This is a genomic window from Bacillus sp. SRB_8, from assembly GCF_003264205.1.
Taxonomy (GTDB): Bacteria; Bacillota; Bacilli; order Bacillales; family Bacillaceae_G; genus Bacillus_A; species Bacillus_A mycoides.
The window spans coordinates 607740-625253 of the sequence record NZ_NADT01000018.1; the positions used below are offsets into that span (position 1 = coordinate 607740).

The following is a 17514-nucleotide window of genomic DNA, read 5'->3' on the forward strand; positions in this document are numbered from 1 at the left end:
TTCTACTTATTTATGATCACGAATCGTTTCAAACCATGTATATAGTTGCTGATATGTGCTATAAACCAATTCTTTCTCTAATTGTAAGTGGTTCATTTTCTCACGATATGTGTTCGATTCAATTAAATCACGCTTTTGTTTTTTGTCTGCCATAAAAATGACACCGTCTTTTATTGTAACAAATTCTAACTCAAAAAACACCTGTGTCATGAAATTTACTGTATCTTTTGACCAACCTTTATGACGACACAGTTGTTCCCCATATTGCCTTAAAGAAAATGGTGTTTTTTGGCTTAAGAAAGAATAGTACCATTTAAAATGTTCCCTCGTTGGGACCGTACTAAATAAATGATTATTCTCTTGATAAAATAGCGTGTAAATTCGAGCTGGGAATCCAGCCTTAAATACATCACCTAATTCATCTGTTCCTTTCGGCAAATCAAGTAGCACAATGTATTGATCATCAAAATGAGCTACCTCTGATGCATGCACGAGCTGTTCTTTATAGCCTTCTAAAGAAAATTTATTCAATACCTCTTCAGAAAAATACACCAATGTTATTTTTTCTTTCGGAAGTTCTGCTAAATTTGCTTCTACATTACGCATACTACGCCAGTCAAATAATTGCCATGCCTCTACAGCAATATCTTGCACCATTAATTGCGGCTTTTTAAAGTTATTCCATTCATTAATGGACACTTCTCCTACTACAGAAACCTTCGCAACTGGAGAGATTTCTTTCGCATAAGTACCAAATCCAAATCCAATCGTGTCCAGTGTTGCTTGTCCATCACGAAGAGCCATTTTTAAATGCGAACCATCAGATCCAATTGCACGGATACTTTCTAATTCGGCATCTTTCACCGCAATACGCGGTTTCGGATTTCCTACGCCAAATGGCGCTAACTTTTGCATATCCTCAATCGCGGCAAGCGTTACATCCTCTACTTTACAAAATGCATCCACTGCTGTAATCGGAATAAAATCTTCTGCTGTTAAAATTACATCTGCTTGCTCATTTAACCTGCGTCTTAATTCATCCACATCATTCATATTAAGCGTCATTCCCGCTGCCATCGGATGACCTCCGAAATGCGGTAACAATTCACGGCAATCTGAAAGGTTTGCAAACAAATCAAATCCTGCAATACTACGAGCCGATCCCTTTGCTGTTTCTTTATGAGGATCAATGCTTAATACAATCGTTGGACGATAAAAACGTTCAACTAACTTAGAAGCGACAATTCCAATTACCCCTGGATTCCAACCTTCTTTTGCAAGGACTAATACTTTATTTTCTTCTGGCGGGAAATTATTTTCGACTTCAGCGATAGCTTCTTCAGTAATTTGCTTTACAATATCTTTTCGAAGTTTGTTCAGCTCATCAATTTCTTCAGCTAGCTCTTTCGCTTCCTCTGGATCTTCTGATAATAAAAGGTGTACAGCAGGTGTTGCATCTTCCAAACGACCAACTGCATTAATACGAGGTGCGAGTGCGAACCCGATGCTTTCTTCTGTAATTTCGCTTTGCGAAACGTTAGCAACTTTAAATAACGCCTTTAAACCGATATTCCGAGTCATTCGCATATGCTTCAGTCCACGCTGTACTAACAATCTATTTTCACCATGAAGCGATACTAAATCGGCTACCGTACCGATTACTGCAATTTCCAACAAATGCTCTGGCACACGGCCCAAAAGTGCATGTGCAACTTTAAATGCAACACCAACACCCGCTAAATAATGAAACGGATAAACACCGCCTTCTAATTTCGGGTGAATAATCGCAAGTGCCTCTGGTAATTCTGGTGGTGGCTCATGATGATCTGTAATAATAAGATCTATTCCAAGTTCCTTCGCTACCTTCGCTTCATGTACCGCTGCGATACCAGTATCGACAGTAATAATTAGTGAGAACCCTGCACTGTGCGCCCAACGAAACGCTTCTTCATTTGGCCCATAGCCTTCAGTAAAACGATTTGGAATATAAAACTCTACTTCTGCACCTAATTCTTTGAGAGCAAGATATAACACAGTCGTACTACTTACTCCGTCCGCATCGTAATCGCCAAATATTAATATTTGTTCTCCATTTTCAATAGCTTTTTTCACACGTTCTACAGTCCGATCCATTCCTTCAAGTAAAAATGGATCATGAAATTCTTGATCTGCTGTATTTAAAAAGTCTACAATCTTATCTTCTGTATTTAAGCCTCTGCCAAGAAATAATGAAGTCACAAGAGGTGATAGTTGCAATTTATTTGCTAATTCACTCACTAGTTCCTCATTATATTCTTTTTCTTTCCAACGCGTCTTCGGTTGTAACACGAAATCACCCCTTAACCTATCCATTATACAAGACAGATTAAGGGGTGACAATATAATGCAAACTACGATTCGATATCTATATAATTAAATATCTGTTATGTTTAATTTGGAGAATACGGATTAATATGTACAAAAACGTTTTGTACGTTATCTTGTTTCATAAGTTTTTCTTTTACATGTTTTCCGATGCGGTGACCTTCTTCTACAGTGATATATGGATCTACAGATACTTTAATATCGACAATAACATAGTGGCCATGTTCTCTTGCATATAAAGAGCCGATTTTTTTCACACCTTCCACTTGAAAAACTGCCTCCCTAAGCGGAACAACATCTTCTTCATGCAGAACATGATCGAGCGTTGCATGAATAGCTTCTGCTCCAATACTCCATGCCATCTTAGCAACGAGAATTGAAACAAATAATCCCGCAATTGGATCGGCATATACAAGCCAATCTATACCCAACTTACTGCCGATAATAGCTGCACAAATGCCGATTAAAGCTGCAATTGAAGAAAACACATCCGAACGATGTTCATATGCATTTGCAATAATTGCAGCACTATTTATCCTTTTCCCTAATCGATATTTATACTGAAACATCCCTTCTTTCACTACAATCGAAAGAATAACTGCAAAAATCGTAATTCCTTTTGGTGGTTCCAAATCTTGTGAAAAAGCTTTTATAGACGAAATCGCTATCTCTATTCCAACAATAAATAATAATACCGCAACAATAATCGCTGAAATCGATTCCGCTTTACCATGACCATACGGATGATCTTCATCAGGCGGTTGCTTTGCCGCTCGTAATCCAAAAAGTACAGCTAACGAGCCAATTACATCTGATCCAGAATGCACTGCATCCGCTAAAAGTGCCTTACTGTTTCCAATATAACCAATTACCGCTTTTACAATCGCTAATATAATATTACCAACGATTCCGACAATAGCACCAAACTCGGCCTGTTTAAAACGTTCATCTTTTTCCATAATTGAAATCCCTTCTTTTCTTAACCTATCTTTTTATCCCGCTATTTGCGGGCAGTAAGCCCCCCACCTCAAAATCCGGCAAATACAAGGAAGTTAGGTGGGAGATCAACTGCCCGTAAAGGCCCGATTGGTGAGGGCTAATAATAAGTGGGGATGAACAAAACCCCCACTTATTAAAGTTTCACTTTATTTTAACAAAATCAGCGATAACATCACCACTTTATTCCATTTCATTCTTTCAAAAGTTGCTATCTTATTGTATCCACAAACGAAAAAAGAGATGCCTCATAATGAGACATCATCTTTTTTATACTTGCGGTTCAGGTTCTTCTTTCTCAACCTTCTTCTTGTTTTTGCCCTTTTTCAAACGACGGTTTTCAAGCATTAACCAAATTTGAGAAGCAACGAAAATAGAAGAGTACGTACCTACAACTAATCCAATTAATAATGCAAGTGAGAAGTTACGCAGTGATTCACTACCGAAAATAAGTAGTGTGATTACTGGGAATAACACTGTTAACACTGTATTAATTGAACGACCAATTGTTTGACGAATACTTGAGTTTACGATTTCTTCTAAATCTTTTATGTCGCGAACTCGTTTTTTCTGTTTGTATAACTCACGGTTTCTATCAAACGTAACGATTGAGTCATTGATAGAGTAACCAATAATCGTTAATACCGCAGCGATAAACGTTAAGTCTACCTCTATCTGGAAAAGACTAAACATAACAATCATAACGAATGCATCATGTAATAATGCGATTACTGCAGATACTGCGTACGTAAGACGGAAACGAATACTTACGTATAAAACGATTACTGCAGAAGCAATTAGTACTGCGATAAATGCATTTCGTGCAATCTCTTTACCGATTGTCGGCGAAACTGTACTTACATTTGGATCTGTACCATATTTATCGTGGAAGAATGTTTTTGTTTTCGCAATTTCATCTTTCGATAGAACACCTACTGTACGAACTGCGAAACCTTTATTGTCATCTCCGGTCGGTACAATATCTTCTTCCTTCACATCGATGTTCAATTCTTTTAAATCTTTATGAACATTAGAAACAGTAGTTGCTTGTTTTGATTGCAAGTCAATACGTGTACCACTTGCAAAGTCAATACCAAGATTCATTTTGAAAATCGGTAATATAATTGCCCCAGCAATTACAACTACAATTGAGAATAAGAAAAATTTATGACCGATATTTACGAAATTAATACGATCAAATCTCGTCGGTGGATGTACTGCACCTTTTGTTAATGGAATAATATCCTTTTCCTTAACACCAAAGTAAGATAGTTTCTTATCAAAGTAACGGCTCTTTACAAGTAAACCTAGTAAGAAACGAGTACCGAATACATTCGTAATGAAACCAACTAAAATACTTACGATTAAACTTGTTGCGAATCCTTTTACAGAGCTATTACCGTAAGCGAATAATACACCAGCTGCTGCAATTGTTGTAATGTTCGCATCTAAAATTGTCGATAATGAACGATGGTTACCAGCACGGAATGCTGACATCATCGACTTACCAATTTTAAGCTCTTCCTTCAATCTCTCGTACGTAATGATATTCGCATCAACTGCGATACCAACCCCGAGCACTAATGCCGCAATACCCGGTAACGTAAGAACTGCATGCATCCAGTTAAAGACAAGTAATGTAACGAAAATGTATAAACCTAACATAATAACCGCTACAAGTCCTGGTAAACGGTAGAATACAAGCATGAATAAGAAGATAATAGCAATACCAATCGCACTAGCGAAAATCGTTTGCTCTAATGCTTGTTGACCAAATTTCGCTCCAACAGATGTTGAATACATTTCTTTTAAATCAACAGGAAGTGCACCTGCATTTAATAAAGATGAAAGTTCTTTCGCACTTTCAACTGTAAAGTTTCCACCTACGATAGATACTTCAGCTTGGTTAAATACTTGGCTTACTGTTGCTGCTGATAAAAACTTCTGATTATTCGTTTTTGCAGATTCTGCTTTATATGAATCTTTTCCTTCTTCAAAATCAAGCCAAATTACCATTAAATTCGTTGGTGGTGGCATTTTTGAAATCTTTTCAGTTACTTCACGGAATTTTTCAGCGCTTTTTAGTGTAAGACCTACGCTCGCACGGCCTTGCTCATCAAATGTTTGCTTCGCTCCGCCGCCTTTTAAATCCGTTCCGTCCATAAGCAGGTTATCATCCACATCACGGAATGTTAGTTTCGCTTGTGTTGATAACATTTCACGTGCTTTTTGCTGATCTTGTACACCAGCAAGCTGTACACGAATTCGATCTTCCCCTTCGATTTGAATGTTCGGCTCACTTACACCAAGAACATTGACACGATTTTCAAGAGCACCTACTGTACTTACAAGTGCATCACGATCGATTTTATCACCTTTTTTGGCTGGTTTTACTTCATACAGAATTTCAAAACCACCGCGAAGGTCTAGTCCTAGACTAATTCCTTTTGCTATGTCTTTTCCTGCCGCACCAATTACTCCACCAATTAATAAAACGATGAGGAAAAAGGCGGCAATTCTTGTACCACGCTTTGCCATATGTACCCTCTTTCTGCTACTAACACTTTCAATAAATCTCTTACGATTCATTTTCGCACGTGTGCATACGCCTAGTTAGTAGACTTACTTTCTATAAAATACATGTATTTCCGCTAGTTCATCACTAGCTGTGTCGGTAAGCTTTTCACAATACCTACACTATTCATTATTTATTTTTCCTCTTCACTACCTCCTTTATATATAATCTTAGACATAATTAATTCCTCTTTATCAATACCTATCATTATACTGCAAAAGGAAGAACAAACCAATTACAGTCGGTTATTTATTTTCATATTCATCAAACGACCAAAGTGGCGCTTGATATGCTTCAACAGTTAAATAATTCATATATTCATTAGTACTTACTCTTAATACATCATTTACTAATTCATATAACCTAACATCACTATCTATCTTTTTCCACTTTTTCGCCTTGAGAAACTTCCAAATATCATTATCTGTCACTCGGTCGTAACCGAACATTTGAAACTCTTCTACTTTACTTTCTAAAACGACTTGTAACTGTCCGCGGTATGATTCTACCAAAGCCTCTTTATCCAACATATATAACATCTCCTTCTTATTTCAGCACGAAAAGTCGCTTTTAATCCCGCTCTAATGGACAGTAATAACTTCTTTCAAGAGTACCCTTCATACTTCACTCTCTTAAATGCTTGTCATTCTTGTCTCATACGTGCATATAAATTATTGTAAATCATTCCATTGATTTTGAGAAGGTAGGAGAAGAGTATGACGAGACAAAGCTTTTTAAAAGGCGCATTTATTTTAATGATAGCCGGTTTTATTACAAAAATCCTTGGATTTATTAACCGCATTGTAATGGCACGTATTTTAGGCGAAGAAGGCGTTGGCCTTTATATGATGGCTGTCCCCACCTTCATTTTAGCAATTACATTAACACAAATTGGCCTTCCTGTTGCAATCGCAAAATTTGTAGCAGAAGCGGAAGCAGTGAACGATAAGCAAAGAGTTAAAAAAATATTAACTGTCTCGCTAGCCGTTACATCCATTATTAGCATCATTTTAACAATTGGGATTATGCTACTCACACCTATTTTAGCAAAAACATTATTAACAGATGAAAGAACTTACTATCCATTAATGGCTATTTTACCTGTCGTCCCTGTTATTGCAGTTTCTTCCGTTTTACGTGGTTATTTCCAAGGGAAACAAAACATGAAGCCGAGCGCTTACGCTCAAGTCATAGAACAAGTTGTCCGCATTACAATTATCGCTGTATGCATTCGGTTATTTTTACCTTACGGCGTAGAATATGCTGCAGCCGGTGCTATGCTATCAGCTGTTCTAGGTGAAGTTGCATCTTTATTATTTTTACTTACTTTATTCCAACGCGAAAAACATTTATCTATACGCTCTGGATTTTTCACTACTGTAAAGGAGAGCAAAAATACGTTTTATTCCCTTATGGACATTGCTTTACCAACTACAGGAAGCCGTTTAATTGGTTCCGTTTCTTATTTCTTTGAACCTATCGTCGTTATGCAAAGCTTAGCGATCGCCGGCGTTGCTGCTTCTGTCGCAACTCAGCAATACGGTATATTAAACGGATATGCGTTCCCACTTCTATCACTGCCAGCCTTTATTACATATGCTCTTTCTACAGCACTCGTCCCATCAATTAGTGAGGCAATGGCAAAGAGACAACACAAATTAGTAGAACACCGATTACAACAAGCACTTCGAATTTCCTTAATAACCGGCGGATGGTCAGTCGTTATATTATATGTATTTGCTTCTCCAGTTTTAACTCTCATGTACGGATCAGACAACGCGGCCGCATTCATCCAGCTTCTTGCACCTTGCTTTTTATTTCATTATTTTCAAAGCCCCCTTACATCTGTGTTGCAAGCTTTAAACTTAGCACGCGCTGCTATGATGAACACATTTATTGGCGCTATCGTAAAATTAATCGTTATCTTTGTACTCGCTTCACGCCCAGAGTTCCAAATGATGGGGGTTGCCCTCGCCATCGCAGCAAATATAGTAACCGTAACATTCCTTCACTACGCCACTGTTTTAAAGAAAATTGCATTTACCATTTATGCAAAAGACTATATTTTCGGCGGAGTTGCTATCGGGATTGCTGGTACCTTCGGTTTTTATCTTCATAAGTATATCGTTTTTTCTCATTCACTTGGCATACAAACATTATGGGAAATCACTTTAACAACAATCGTTTATATCGTTCTCCTCTTCGTTTTCAAACTCATTCGAAAAGAAGAATTAAGTCGTCTCCCTATCATTCGGAAACTTTCATTTTTGAAGTAAGCAGGCTTGCCATTCAAAATGGTAAGCCTCTAATTTTCTTTCAAATCAACGAAAAACTGTCCATTTTGAAAACTACAATATAAAATCTGTTTCACATCTTTATAACCTAAGTTATTCAGTTTCTCAACGAGCCACCCATCTGTATGTTCGATCATTTGCAAATGATTGTATTGAATTTCTCCATCAATAATTAGTGGGAGTGTAAAAATTGGTGTATCATTTTTGCTCTTTTTACTTTTTTGTTTTTGAAAGACAGATAACTTTCCAGATGGTTCTAAAATAGCGTATTCTACATCACGCACATCTCCGATTCCTTGCTCACGTAGTTGCATCAATAAATCATCTATGTTATATCGCTGCTTCCGCATCTTTTTTTCATCAATTTTACCTGCATTCACAAGAATCGCAGGCTCCCCTTCTATTAAATGCCGAAAACGCTGAAACTTTAAAGAAATGACCGACAAAATGATTTGTATACACATAAGAAAAGTCATTGGAACTAATTGATGCCAAAGTGATTTATCTGTATTTTCGATTGCCACTACAGCCATTTCACCGAGCATAATGAATACAACTAAATCTAATACACTTAATTCTCCAATTTCACGTTTACCCATAAGACGAAAAATAATTAAAATGATTATATACAAAAGCATTGTTCGTCCGATTATTGATACCCATTCCATTTCTACATCCCCTTTTTTTACTTATAGGCTCCCCTACAAAAAAGAAACTAGTCTAACTTAAACAAAATGAAAATATGCTTGTATTAAAAAGGGGGAATGCATAATGGATGGAACGAAAAAATTATCGAGCGCAATCGGCTTCGGTATTATTACCCTATTAATCCTCGCATCTATTACAAGTATGATCATGGCTCTTTTATTAAAATTTACGAATATTAATGAAGGGACATTAGTAATTATTATTTTTATAATAGCCCTTCTATCTATGCTTATGTCTGGATTTATTGCTGGTAAAAAGGCACAAGGAAAAGGATGGCTAGTAGGTTTCACAACAGGCCTTACATTCGCTATTCTCGTCTTTCTCGTTAACTATTTAGGCTTCTCTCAAACTTTATCGAACTCACAGTTACTCTACCAATTAGCATTGATGGGTGCGAGTACACTCGGAGGTATTTTCGGTGTAAATATGTCAAAACAAAATAGTTAAAAAAAGGCCCTGCACATTTCATGCAGGGCCTTCATCATTAGTTTTTCACAACTTCACGAATCGCATTGCGATCGAAAGTTAAGTGTGCACCACCAGATTTAACAACAATTTTTGTTTCATCCACTGATTCGATTGTAGCGTGTAAACCACCGATTGTTACGATAGCATCACCTTTTTTGATTTCATTTTGCATTTGTGCAACTGCTTTTTGACGCTTTTGTTGCGGGCGAATTAATAAGAAATAGAAAATCGCAAACATCGCAACAATCATAACGATATTCATCATACCTGCATTCATCTTGTGTTCCTCCTTTTAAATTATGTATTAGAAGTTTTTAGCATTCGGTTTATTAAAGCCATACTGTTCAAAGAACTCTTCGCGGAAATCGCCAAGACGGTCTTCACGAATAGCTTGTCTCACCTGCTCCATTAAGTTTAACAGAAAATGAAGGTTGTGATAAGACGTTAAACGAATTCCGAACGTTTCATCACATTTCATTAAGTGACGAATGTACGCACGAGAATAGTTTTTACATGTGTAGCAATCACAGTTCGGATCAAGCGGCCCGAAGTCTCTAGCGAATTTCGCATTTTTCACAACTAAGCGGCCTTCACTTGTCATACATGTACCATTTCGAGCGATACGAGTTGGAAGTACACAGTCAAACATATCAACACCGCGAATCGCACCATCAATTAACGAGTCAGGAGAACCTACACCCATTAAGTAACGTGGTTTATCATCAGGAAGAAGTGGTGTTGTAAACTCAAGAACACGATTCATAATATCCTTCGGTTCACCAACAGATAGACCGCCGATAGCATAGCCAGGGAAGTCCATTGAAACAAGATCTTTCGCACTTTGACGACGAAGTTCTTCAAACTCCCCGCCCTGTACAATACCGAATAAACCTTGATCTTGTGGACGTTCATGCGCCTTTAGGCAACGCTCTGCCCAGCGGCTTGTACGCTCTACCGACTTTTTCATGTATTCAAAAGTAGCTGGGAACGGTGGACACTCATCAAATGCCATCATGATATCTGAACCTAATGCATTTTGGATTTCCATCGCTTTTTCTGGAGATAAGAATAATTTATCGCCATTTAAGTGATTGCGGAAATGAACACCTTCCTCTTCAATACGTCGGAAATCACTTAAGCTAAATACTTGGAATCCACCTGAATCCGTTAAGATTGCACGATCCCAGTTCATAAACTTATGCAAGCCACCTGCTTCACGAATAATTTCGTGGCCTGGACGTAGCCATAAATGATACGTATTGCTTAAAATAATGCCAGAATCCATTGCTTTTAATTCTTCTGGTGACATTGTTTTAACTGTTGCAAGTGTACCAACTGGCATAAATGTCGGTGTATCAAATGAGCCGTGTGGCGTGTGCACTCGACCTAAACGCGCACCCGTTTGTTTACAAGTTTTAATAAATTCATAACGAATTGCTGTCATAATTTACTCCTTTTATTTGTTTCTCATTTTAGCGTGAGATGCAACGAACATCGCATCACCGAAACTAAAGAAACGATATTTTTCTTTTACTGCTTCATTATAAGCATGAAGTACATTATCTCTATTTGAAAATGCACTTACAAGCATAATTAATGTTGATTTCGGCAAATGGAAGTTTGTAATTAAACCATCAATTGCTTTAAATTCATATCCTGGGTACATAAAAATATCTGTCCAGCCAGAAGCTGCGCAAAGCTTACCACTATTATCTGTCGCAATCGTTTCTAACGTACGAGTTGATGTCGTACCTACAGTAATAATACGGCCGCCATTCTCTTTCACGCGGTTTAATAACGCCGCAGTCTCTTCAGACATATGGTAATACTCTGCGTGCATATGATGCTCTTCAATAGTATCTGCAGAAACTGGTCTAAAAGTTCCAAGTCCTACATGGAGTGTAATGAATGCTAACCCGACGCCTTTTTGCTTCAATTTCTCAAGTAACTCTTCTGTAAAGTGAAGGCCAGCCGTCGGTGCTGCCGCTGAACCGATTTCCTTCGCATATACCGTTTGATAACGATCGCGATCTTCTAGCGTCTCTTTAATATATGGAGGAAGTGGCATTTCTCCAAGCTCGTCTAAAATTTCATAAAAGATGCCGTCATATGAAAACTCAAGTTGACGCCCACCTTGATCTGCTGTTCCAATGCAAGTTGCTTTTAACTTTCCTTCACCAAAAGAGATGACAGTTCCTTCTTTTACACGCTTCGCTGGCTTTATAAGCGTTTCCCACTTATCGCCTTCCTCTTGTTTCAAAAGAAGCACTTCAATGTGTGCACCTGTATCTTCTTTCACACCGTGCAAGCGAGCTGGCATCACTTTCGTTTCATTTAAAACTAAGCAATCCCCCTCTTGTAAGTAAGAAAGAATGTCTGTAAAATGTTTATGCTCAATATCTCCTGTTTCACGGTCTAACACCATCAATCTTGATGTTTCACGCTCTTCAAGCGGAATTTGTGCAATGAGTTCTTCTGGTAAATGAAAATCAAACAGATTAATATCCATAACTGTATCCACCTATTTCTTATTTGAATCGATTTATTATATACATAATGAAAGATAATGCAATACTTAACACAATACATGTAATGATAGGAAAATAAAAGGTAACGTTACCTTTTTTCACAAAAATATCGCCTGGAAGCCTTCCTATGAACTTCCAAGCTAATCCAACAACAATGAGCAAAATACCAGCTGTAATAAGCAGCTTTGGCATCTCCGTCATACTTTGGGCATCTCCATTCCGAAATGCTCATATGCGAGCGGTGTTACGATCCGGCCTCTTGGCGTTCTTTGTAAAAAGCCAATTTGTAATAAATACGGCTCATACACATCTTCAATCGTATGAGATTCTTCCCCAATCGTTGCTGAAACAGTTTCTAATCCAACTGGACCACCGCGGAACTTTTCAATAATACCAAGCAGTAATTTATGGTCGATATGATCAAGTCCTAATTTATCTACTTGTAATAGTTCTAACGCCATTTGTGTAATTTCCATCGCAATCGTTCCGTCACTGCGAACTTGTGCGAAGTCACGTACACGTCGTAATAGACGATTCGCAATACGAGGTGTACCACGGGCACGTCTTGCAATTTCTAATGCAGCTAACGAATCTATTTCAACTTCAAACACTTCTGCTGTGCGTTCTACAATCGCAGAAAGCTGATCTACTGTATAGTACTCTAATCGTGAAAGTACACCGAAACGGTCACGAAGTGGTGCTGATAATGCACCTGCACGCGTCGTTGCCCCAACTAGCGTAAATGGAGGTAAATCTAGGCGTACAGAGCGAGCTGATGGTCCTTTCCCAATAACGATATCAAGGCAAAAGTCTTCCATCGCTGGGTATAGCACTTCTTCAATAGATCTATGCAAACGATGAATTTCATCAATAAATAATACATCTCCTGGCTGAAGCGCTGTTAATACAGCTGCTAAATCTCCTGGTCTTTCAATTGCGGGACCTGACGTCGTTCGAATGTTAACACCCATTTCATTGGCAATAATATTCGCAAGCGTCGTTTTACCAAGTCCAGGTGGGCCATATAAAAGTACGTGATCTAACGTTTCTTCACGCATTTTCGCCGCTTCAATAAACACTTCTAAATTATGTTTCGCTTTATCTTGGCCAATGTACTGACGGAGCGTCTGTGGCCGTAATGAATACTCTAAATCCGCATCTTCGTATCCAGATTCCCCTGAAAGGAGACGTTCGTCCATTATACTCACCTCTTACCATTTAGTAAAAGACTAAGTGCCTTTTTAATATATTGATCCGTCGTTAGTGATTCTTTTAATAACTCTGGTACAACGCGAGAGACTTCTCGTTCTGCATAGCCAAGTGCACGCAGTGCTTCCAGTGCTTCATCAAGTTCAACTGATGAACCTTTCTTCGTATCAAAACTTTCAGTATCTGAGAACAAATCAACAAACGCATCTGGTACAACATCTGCTAGTTTTCCTTTTAAATCTAAAATCATTTGGCGCGCTGTTTTCTTTCCGACGCCTGGGAACTTCACTAAGAACTTCTCATCTTCATGTTCAATCGCTTGAACGACCTGTCCGGTTTGACCAGAAGCTAAAATTGCAAGAGCACCTTTTGGTCCAATCCCCGATACACCTAACAATTTTGTAAATAATAAACGCTCTTCACGTGTTTTAAAACCGTAAAGTGCCATAATATCTTCTCTCACATAATGATATGTATAGACACGGATTTCTTGCTTACTTCTTTGAAATACATACGGATTTGGTGTGAAAATTTGATAACCAATTCCATTATGGTCAATTACGACATATTCCGGTCCTACATACTCCACGTAACCTGTAACATATTCAAACAAAATACGATCTCTCCCTCTCAAATCATGTATTCCATTTTAACATATTTAACAATAGAAAAGCGAGACTGCCCCAACAAATGTTCCCCGTTTACAATTTCCGTTTTTTTCTATTGACATAAATACAAAAAGAACATTACTATACAGGAGTCAATAATGATTATCAATATTAATTAAAGGGGTTACATCAGGATGAAACAAAAGCTATTTATTTTATTTACTATCATGCTAGTTGTTCTTTCTATCGTTGGCTGTTCTTCTCAAAAAGAAGAAGAAAAAACAAAAGAACAACCGAAAACAAAAGTTGTAAAACATGCTAAAGGGGAAGCAACAATTCCAGCTAATCCAAAGAGAATTGTTGATTTATCTGGATCAACAGAGGAATTATTAATCCTTGGACATAAACCTGTTGGCACAGCAAACACATATAAAGATAAAATCCAAAATCATTTAACTGAAAAGTTAGACGGAGTAAAAGCAGTTGGCTGGTATTGGGCACCTAAAGTTGATTTAGAGGCTGTTACTGCTTTAAAACCAGACTTAATTATTTTAAACAATCGTCAATTGAAAATTTATGATCAACTAGAAAAAGTGGCACCGACAGTTGTTCTGGAAACAAATCTAGAAGACTGGCGCGGTAAGTTTAAAGAAGTAGGTAAACTATTTGACGAAGAAAAGAAAGCAGACAAATGGATTGCAGATTACGATAAAAAAGCAGACTCTTTATCTAAAAAAATTAAAGAGAAAACAAAAGATGAGAACTTTATGTTCGTTGCAGTAACACCACAAAACTTCCGTGTATACGGTAGCTTCGGATATGGTGACATCATCTTTAACGACTTAAAACTTCCAGCAACAAAAGGCACAGATTTAAAACAAACGATGGCACAAGTATCACTAGAAGGCCTTGTTGCATTCCAGCCTGATCAAATGTTTATTGTAAACTTCGGCGGAGAAGCTGATAAAGTGTACGAAGACTATAAAAACAGTGCGGTTTGGAAAGATAATAAAGCAGTAAAAAACAATCACGTATATGAAGTATCGAATGAAGTCTTCAATACGAAAGCATTCAATCCAATCGGAAAAGATATGCTAATTGATGAAATCGCAAAAGAGATTTTAGCTAAGAATAAATAAGAAAAAGCAGCTCACCCTGAGCTGCTTTTTTTCTTATTTTGCACTGCGTATTGCTTCATTTTTTCGATTGTCTTCACGAATCCTTCTTTTGACTTAATACGAATACCACGTTTTAGTTTTGCTCGCTCATAACTCTCAAGCTTTTTCATATCAATTTGAAAGAAGGAATGGATCGCGTTATCACTTTTCGGTACCCCTTTAAAAATTTGCAATATCCCTTCCTCTGAAACACCAAAATAACCGCTCGTTTTCAGTAAAGGAGAAATATCATCAATTTTCCTTTGTAATACGATTTGCACATCATCACGATCAACAAGTTGCCATTCTTTATATTGCTGCAAAAACTTTTCTAAATCCGCTACTTTTTCTGTCAGTATTTCCTCACTTACTTCTCCATCAACATACATGCGCTCTAATAAAATTGTAACTTCAGGTTCTTTTTCTACTACTTCTGCCCTCACATCGGATCCATAAGCTAAGCAAAACATCACAACGAAAGCTTGCACTGCAATTAGCATCCATTTCATTTCCGTTCACCTCTTCTAGGCAAAATCATACTTTCATTTGTAGCTTTTCCGGAAATGGGGGTTTTATCCATATAAACAATAGCATTAAATTTCTAAGGAAAATAAAAAATGCAGATAAGGGTTAATCCTCATCTGCATGTATCATTTACTTTTATATAAAATGAAAGACGCCTGCAAAGCAGGCGTCTGATGCGTTTACGGCGAAAGACCAGGCGACCACATTCGCGTGTTTAGCACTTAAGCATATCTCTCGACTTACGTAAATTAGCTCATCGCTTTGATAATATAACATTAACAAGGTAGAAGCGCAATATATTTCTAAATATATTTTTCTTCCTCTTTCAACCAATTGAAATTTATGTAAATTATAAATTGATTAATGTAATATATATGTTACAATTAATACTATAAATATAAACAGGGGATGAATGCCTTGAAAAAAATTAAAGATGAACGTCTCATTCTTCAAACATTAAAAAACATACGTATTGCCTTTCTTTTTCAATCAATTGGTATAATCGGAATTTTAGGCTATATCGGATTTACTGAAGGAATTGATCAAATTACGAAATCTCCATTGTGGTTATTATTTATTCTTACAAGTATTGTACTTAGTTATTTACAGTTAAGCGTTTCTATCGATGTAGAAGAAAGCGAAAAGGAAATAAAGTTAACTCCTTATTACAAAATTATTTTACGCTCTCTTATTGTAGGAATTATCATGGCTATTATTTATATCATTTTCAGTCCAGAAAGACCTCTATTTGAAGCTATTTTAACAGGTGGTATTCTCTTCATATGCTTTTTAGCGTCTTACTCCGTTAGTTATTTTATAACAAAACGCCGTTTACAAGACGACGATGAATAAAGAGGAAGGGCTAGCCCTTCCTCTTTAATTTGTTATCGCATAGTACCAGTCAGACCGTAACGAATGTCTCGGAACATATTTGTTATGTCACGATTAAAATCGTTTGTAGCTGTGCCGTTACGTAAACGCGTACTCATTGCATCGACACGAGTAAACATGTCATTTCTTACAGAAACATATACGTTTCTATTTCCAACTTCATTCACAACAGCTTGACGAATTTCGTTCGCCATCGCTGTTTCATTCGTCGCTGTATTACGTGGTTTTACCGCAATCGCTACATCGTTTCCATATACAACTGTAGAAACTCGATCTACGTTATTCATACGTTTCACACGATTCGTAATTTTCTCCGCAGTTTTACCATCATTGTTAATGTATGAATTGTTCATTGTAATATTACGAGTTGGGTGTGGATTAGCAATTTGCCCATTGTAATTTACATCACGATAATAGTTGGATCCTGCGTCATTACGACCGTTTCTATATGTTACATAATCTGTATAACGATCGTTACGCGTTACATTATCATTATATCGGTGTGTATCATTATAAGATGTACGCTCGTAATTATAGTTACGTCCATCCATCGCATTATTATCTTTTGGTGTACCACATGCAGCTAATGCACTGGTAACTAACAAAGAAGCAGCAATAACTTTTACTTTCGTATTCAATACAAAAACCCCCTCTGTTAGAATGAACTTCTCTTTCGAAAAGCTCCCCCTTATGATGAGTAACAGAGAGGGTTTTTACACTGTTAATATTTCACTAGGAATTTTCTAGCACTTAATGTAAATTCACCATATTCCTGACTATCACGAATACAAAAAAGGTGGGAATAACCCCACCTTTTTTTAAACTTCCTCTTCGTCCTCTTCTTCTGAAACTGGTTCTCCAAATACGTTTGGTGGGTCCGGCTGATAATACATCGTTCCTGGCTGTGGTGCATATGCTGGCTGAGTTGGTTGATAATATAAAGGATTGGCGTATTGTGGTCCACCCGGTTGCGGACTATATAACCTACTCTCTCCTCCGCATCCACAATCTTCTTCCCCTTGTACGAGTGGTGGCATATTATTATCCATTGGCATCATATTTGGATTTGGCATAGAAGTATATTGCGGTGCCATTTGTTGATACGGCATTTGATTGTATGGATTTTGTTGCTGATACTGCGGATATGGCGGCATCATTGGCTGTTGATATGGCATCATGTTCGGCATTTGA

General features: G+C 37.4%; 17 protein-coding genes and 1 pseudogene. 4 read left to right on the plus strand and 14 right to left on the minus strand.

Annotated features, from left to right (window positions below):
• Nucleotides 1-6 precede the first annotated feature (6 nt).
• From recJ to B5P40_RS13305, 4 genes are all read right to left on the minus strand, one after another.
• Nucleotides 7-2328, minus strand: coding sequence for a single-stranded-DNA-specific exonuclease RecJ (recJ, locus tag B5P40_RS13290; RefSeq protein ID WP_050000290.1), 2322 nt, complete (start codon nucleotides 2326-2328; stop codon nucleotides 7-9).
• 101 nt (nucleotides 2329-2429) lie between these two features.
• Nucleotides 2430-3323, minus strand: a complete 894-nt coding sequence (locus B5P40_RS13295; protein ID WP_002190750.1) for a cation diffusion facilitator family transporter — start codon at nucleotides 3321-3323, stop codon at nucleotides 2430-2432.
• A gap of 307 nt (nucleotides 3324-3630) precedes the next feature.
• Nucleotides 3631-5898: a protein translocase subunit SecDF gene (gene secDF / locus B5P40_RS13300; RefSeq protein WP_016120839.1), complete on the minus strand. Its 2268-nt coding sequence runs from the start codon at nucleotides 5896-5898 to the stop codon at nucleotides 3631-3633.
• A 282-nt stretch (nucleotides 5899-6180) separates the two neighbouring features.
• Nucleotides 6181-6465, minus strand: a complete 285-nt coding sequence (locus B5P40_RS13305; RefSeq protein WP_002112000.1) for a post-transcriptional regulator — start codon at nucleotides 6463-6465, stop codon at nucleotides 6181-6183.
• Nucleotides 6466-6651: 186 nt separating this feature from the next.
• On the opposite strand from B5P40_RS13305, the gene spoVB reads away from it, so the two are divergent.
• Entirely contained in the window at nucleotides 6652-8211 is a 1560-nt protein-coding gene (spoVB, locus tag B5P40_RS13310) for a stage V sporulation protein B (protein ID WP_002190753.1), read from the plus strand.
• A 29-nt stretch (nucleotides 8212-8240) separates the two neighbouring features.
• On the opposite strand, the gene B5P40_RS13315 is transcribed toward spoVB, so the two are convergent.
• Nucleotides 8241-8897, minus strand: a complete 657-nt coding sequence (locus tag B5P40_RS13315) for a DUF421 domain-containing protein (RefSeq protein ID WP_002015314.1) — start codon at nucleotides 8895-8897, stop codon at nucleotides 8241-8243.
• 103 nt (nucleotides 8898-9000) lie between these two features.
• Here B5P40_RS13315 and B5P40_RS13320 point away from each other — a divergent pair, with 103 nt between their 5' ends.
• Entirely contained in the window at nucleotides 9001-9384 is a 384-nt protein-coding gene (locus tag B5P40_RS13320) for a TIGR04086 family membrane protein (RefSeq protein ID WP_002015315.1), read from the plus strand.
• A gap of 37 nt (nucleotides 9385-9421) precedes the next feature.
• Here B5P40_RS13320 and yajC read toward each other — a convergent pair whose 3' ends face one another.
• Genes yajC through ruvA form a run of 6 tightly spaced genes read right to left on the minus strand, consistent with a single transcriptional unit; the run spans nucleotide 9422 to nucleotide 13755 of the window.
• Nucleotides 9422-9682 carry a preprotein translocase subunit YajC gene (gene yajC / locus B5P40_RS13325; RefSeq protein WP_002015317.1) on the minus strand — a complete coding sequence of 87 codons (261 nt, stop codon included), beginning with the start codon at nucleotides 9680-9682 and terminating at the stop codon, nucleotides 9422-9424.
• A gap of 27 nt (nucleotides 9683-9709) precedes the next feature.
• A complete protein-coding gene (tgt, locus tag B5P40_RS13330; RefSeq protein ID WP_002015319.1) occupies nucleotides 9710-10849 on the minus strand; it encodes a tRNA guanosine(34) transglycosylase Tgt in 1140 nt (379 codons plus the stop codon).
• Nucleotides 10850-10861: 12 nt separating this feature from the next.
• Entirely contained in the window at nucleotides 10862-11914 is a 1053-nt protein-coding gene (queA, locus tag B5P40_RS13335; RefSeq protein WP_002167633.1) for a tRNA preQ1(34) S-adenosylmethionine ribosyltransferase-isomerase QueA, read from the minus strand.
• 19 nt (nucleotides 11915-11933) lie between these two features.
• The gene (locus B5P40_RS13340) at nucleotides 11934-12134 is read right to left on the minus strand and encodes a DUF2905 domain-containing protein (protein ID WP_000138161.1); all 201 of its coding nucleotides are present in this window, start codon (nucleotides 12132-12134) and stop codon (nucleotides 11934-11936) included.
• Nucleotides 12131-13132, minus strand: coding sequence for a Holliday junction branch migration DNA helicase RuvB (gene ruvB, locus B5P40_RS13345; protein ID WP_000344470.1), 1002 nt, complete (start codon nucleotides 13130-13132; stop codon nucleotides 12131-12133). The genes B5P40_RS13340 and ruvB overlap by 4 nt, the downstream gene beginning before the upstream one ends.
• Nucleotides 13133-13137: 5 nt before the next feature.
• The gene (ruvA, locus tag B5P40_RS13350; protein WP_002088786.1) at nucleotides 13138-13755 is read right to left on the minus strand and encodes a Holliday junction DNA helicase RuvA; all 618 of its coding nucleotides are present in this window, start codon (nucleotides 13753-13755) and stop codon (nucleotides 13138-13140) included.
• Between the two features lie 189 nt (nucleotides 13756-13944).
• Between ruvA and B5P40_RS13355 the strand changes: the two genes are divergently transcribed.
• Nucleotides 13945-14889 (plus strand): iron-hydroxamate ABC transporter substrate-binding protein, encoded by a 945-nt coding sequence (locus B5P40_RS13355; RefSeq protein ID WP_002190759.1) that lies wholly within the window; start codon nucleotides 13945-13947, stop codon nucleotides 14887-14889.
• Between the two features lie 11 nt (nucleotides 14890-14900).
• On the opposite strand, the gene B5P40_RS13360 is transcribed toward B5P40_RS13355, so the two are convergent.
• On the minus strand, nucleotides 14901-15416 hold the full coding sequence (locus B5P40_RS13360; RefSeq protein WP_113709314.1) for a BofC C-terminal domain-containing protein: 516 nt from the start codon (nucleotides 15414-15416) through the stop codon (nucleotides 14901-14903).
• Between the two features lie 433 nt (nucleotides 15417-15849).
• On the opposite strand from B5P40_RS13360, the gene B5P40_RS13365 reads away from it, so the two are divergent.
• Nucleotides 15850-16284 (plus strand): hypothetical protein, encoded by a 435-nt coding sequence (locus B5P40_RS13365; RefSeq protein ID WP_016100590.1) that lies wholly within the window; start codon nucleotides 15850-15852, stop codon nucleotides 16282-16284.
• Between the two features lie 32 nt (nucleotides 16285-16316).
• Here B5P40_RS13365 and B5P40_RS13370 read toward each other — a convergent pair whose 3' ends face one another.
• Both B5P40_RS13370 and B5P40_RS13375 read right to left on the minus strand, forming a co-directional pair.
• A complete protein-coding gene (locus B5P40_RS13370; protein WP_016100589.1) occupies nucleotides 16317-16961 on the minus strand; it encodes a YhcN/YlaJ family sporulation lipoprotein in 645 nt (214 codons plus the stop codon).
• A 180-nt stretch (nucleotides 16962-17141) separates the two neighbouring features.
• A pseudogene (locus B5P40_RS13375) lies at nucleotides 17142-17514 on the minus strand (spore coat protein); the annotation flags it as partial.

Excerpts from the sequence above, each read along its gene's own strand:
- B5P40_RS13295 (WP_002190750.1), bottom strand. The coding sequence starts at position 3,323 with ATGGAAAAAGATGAACGTTTTAAACAGGCCGAGTTTGGTGCTATTGTC.
- secDF (WP_016120839.1), bottom strand. The coding sequence starts at position 5,898 with ATGGCAAAGCGTGGTACAAGAATTGCCGCCTTTTTCCTCATCGTTTTA.
- B5P40_RS13305 (WP_002112000.1), bottom strand. The coding sequence starts at position 6,465 with ATGTTGGATAAAGAGGCTTTGGTAGAATCATACCGCGGACAGTTACAA.
- spoVB (WP_002190753.1), top strand. The coding sequence starts at position 6,652 with ATGACGAGACAAAGCTTTTTAAAAGGCGCATTTATTTTAATGATAGCC.
- B5P40_RS13315 (WP_002015314.1), bottom strand. The coding sequence starts at position 8,897 with ATGGAATGGGTATCAATAATCGGACGAACAATGCTTTTGTATATAATC.
- B5P40_RS13320 (WP_002015315.1), top strand. The coding sequence starts at position 9,001 with ATGGATGGAACGAAAAAATTATCGAGCGCAATCGGCTTCGGTATTATT.
- yajC (WP_002015317.1), bottom strand. The coding sequence starts at position 9,682 with ATGAATGCAGGTATGATGAATATCGTTATGATTGTTGCGATGTTTGCG.
- tgt (WP_002015319.1), bottom strand. The coding sequence starts at position 10,849 with ATGACAGCAATTCGTTATGAATTTATTAAAACTTGTAAACAAACGGGT.
- queA (WP_002167633.1), bottom strand. The coding sequence starts at position 11,914 with ATGGATATTAATCTGTTTGATTTTCATTTACCAGAAGAACTCATTGCA.
- B5P40_RS13340 (WP_000138161.1), bottom strand. The coding sequence starts at position 12,134 with ATGACGGAGATGCCAAAGCTGCTTATTACAGCTGGTATTTTGCTCATT.
- ruvB (WP_000344470.1), bottom strand. The coding sequence starts at position 13,132 with ATGGACGAACGTCTCCTTTCAGGGGAATCTGGATACGAAGATGCGGAT.
- B5P40_RS13355 (WP_002190759.1), top strand. The coding sequence starts at position 13,945 with ATGAAACAAAAGCTATTTATTTTATTTACTATCATGCTAGTTGTTCTT.
- B5P40_RS13360 (WP_113709314.1), bottom strand. The coding sequence starts at position 15,416 with ATGAAATGGATGCTAATTGCAGTGCAAGCTTTCGTTGTGATGTTTTGC.